Below are 1,731 nucleotides of genomic sequence, written 5' to 3'. Positions count from 1 at the left end.
GCCCTGCGGCTCGACACGCCGCCGGCCGCCGCGCCCCCCGCCTGAACCGTCCCCCGGCTGAACCGTCCCCGAAACGCAACGGGCCGGCGCGGGGGGATGCCCCGGCCGGCCCGCCAAGCGACGCAGTTGCGGCGATTACGCGCCGAACGGATGCTTCGCGGTGTCGCGCTGCGCGACGACCGTCGCGGCGGAGGGCTCGCCCTTCACGGCGCGGGCGATCGATTCCTTCGTCGCCTTGTAGTTGTACTCCTGGATCTTCTTGTCGTCCGCGGCTTCCCAGTGGATGAACACGCCGACGCAGATGAAGATGTCGTCGGCCTCGGCGGCCGGGATGATGCCCTCGGCGACCGAATCGGCCACCGCCTTGGCGACGCCGTACTGCGCCGGGCCGAACATCTGCACCGCCTGCTTGGCGCCCTTGATGGTGACCTTGTTGAACATCACCGTGTTGGGCTTCGCCGCCAGGTTCGGCGCCACGACCGCGAGCAGCGAGGTGAAGCCGTCCTTGTTGTTGACCAGCGCGTTGCAGAACGCGGACTCGGCCGCGCTGCCGCGCGGGCCCATGATCAGGTCGATATGCGCGACCTCGTTGCCGTCGCCGACCAGGCTCTCGCCGACTAGGACCTTATTGATGACAGCCATGTCTTCACTCCCTGCTTCGCGCCATGTGTGACTGCGCGTCGTGTGTGTGGGGTCGCCGCTGCTGCCGCCGGGCGGCGGGGCGGGCGGAAATGAACCATTATCGACTGCGCCCGGCAAGGAACTTCCGGCAAATGCCGCGAAAGTCGTCGCGACCGTGAGGTCGGCGGACGTGCCGGGATTGATCCCCTCGCGCTTCAACGCCGCGTCCCAGGCCAGCAACGCCCGCCGCATCGCGCGCCCGTCATGCAGCGTCCGCAGATGCGCGCGCGCCGCCGCCGCCTCGTGCTGCAACGCAGCGGCCCGCCGCGCGCCATGCTTGCGCATGACATGACTGTCCGGCTGCCGCGCCATCCACAGCAAATAGAGATCGACGATCGCCCAATGCAGGTCGCCGAGGTAACGCCGCGCCGCCGCGAAGGCCGGCAACGCGACGTTGAACAGGTCGGCGTAGTCGTCGCGATAGGCGCGTGCGATCGCATCATGGCGCGCGGCCGCCGCCATCGCCACGCGCAACGGCACGCGCGGTGACGCGCGCACGTCATGCGCCGGCGCCTCGCCCAGCCCGCCCGGCGCGGCGAGGGTGATCGCGCGGTAGATCAGATCGGCATCCGCCTGCGTCGCCCGCGCGAGCACGTCCGCAACGCTCGCGCGCGTGACCGCGCCCGCCTCCGCCGCCATGGCGATCGGCGCGCACAGCAGCAGGATGCCGAGATTGGTGTTCTGCCCCACCGCCGCCCGCGTCGCCGCGACCGCGTCGAACACCCGTGTGCCGAGCGGCGCGCCCGCGCGCGCGATGATCGGCGCCGTGACCTCGGCGCTGCGGGTGAAATCGGCGACGCGCATGCGGTGCCCGTCGGCATGGACATGCACGTTGCCCGGCTTGAGCGCGCGCAGCTCCGCCAGGCAGGCGGCGCGGTAGGCGTCGGCGATCAGCCGCACGCGCGCAGCAGCGCCCCGGCGAGGCGCGTCGCGACCGGCGTGGGCGTCACCGTCTGCAACCCGCGCCAGCCCGGCATTGAATTGACCTCCAGCACGGACTGCGTGCCGTCGCGCCCGCGTATGATGTCCACGCCCGCGACGGTTGCCCCC

Annotated in this window: 1 protein-coding gene; it reads right to left on the bottom strand. The window is 71.6% G+C overall.

The genetic code is table 11. The features are described 5' to 3' along the window. Positions 1-135 precede the first annotated feature (135 nt). Positions 136-1,581, bottom strand: a complete 1,446-nt coding sequence (gene fae, locus B8460_RS23870; RefSeq protein WP_084623601.1) for a formaldehyde-activating enzyme — start codon at positions 1,579-1,581, stop codon at positions 136-138. Positions 1,582-1,731 lie beyond the last annotated feature (150 nt).

Origin of the sequence: Acidisphaera rubrifaciens HS-AP3, from assembly GCF_000964365.1 — a bacterium.
In the GTDB taxonomy this organism is placed as follows: Bacteria; Pseudomonadota; Alphaproteobacteria; order Acetobacterales; family Acetobacteraceae; genus Acidisphaera; species Acidisphaera rubrifaciens.
This window is presented reverse-complemented; position numbering and strand designations above follow the sequence as displayed.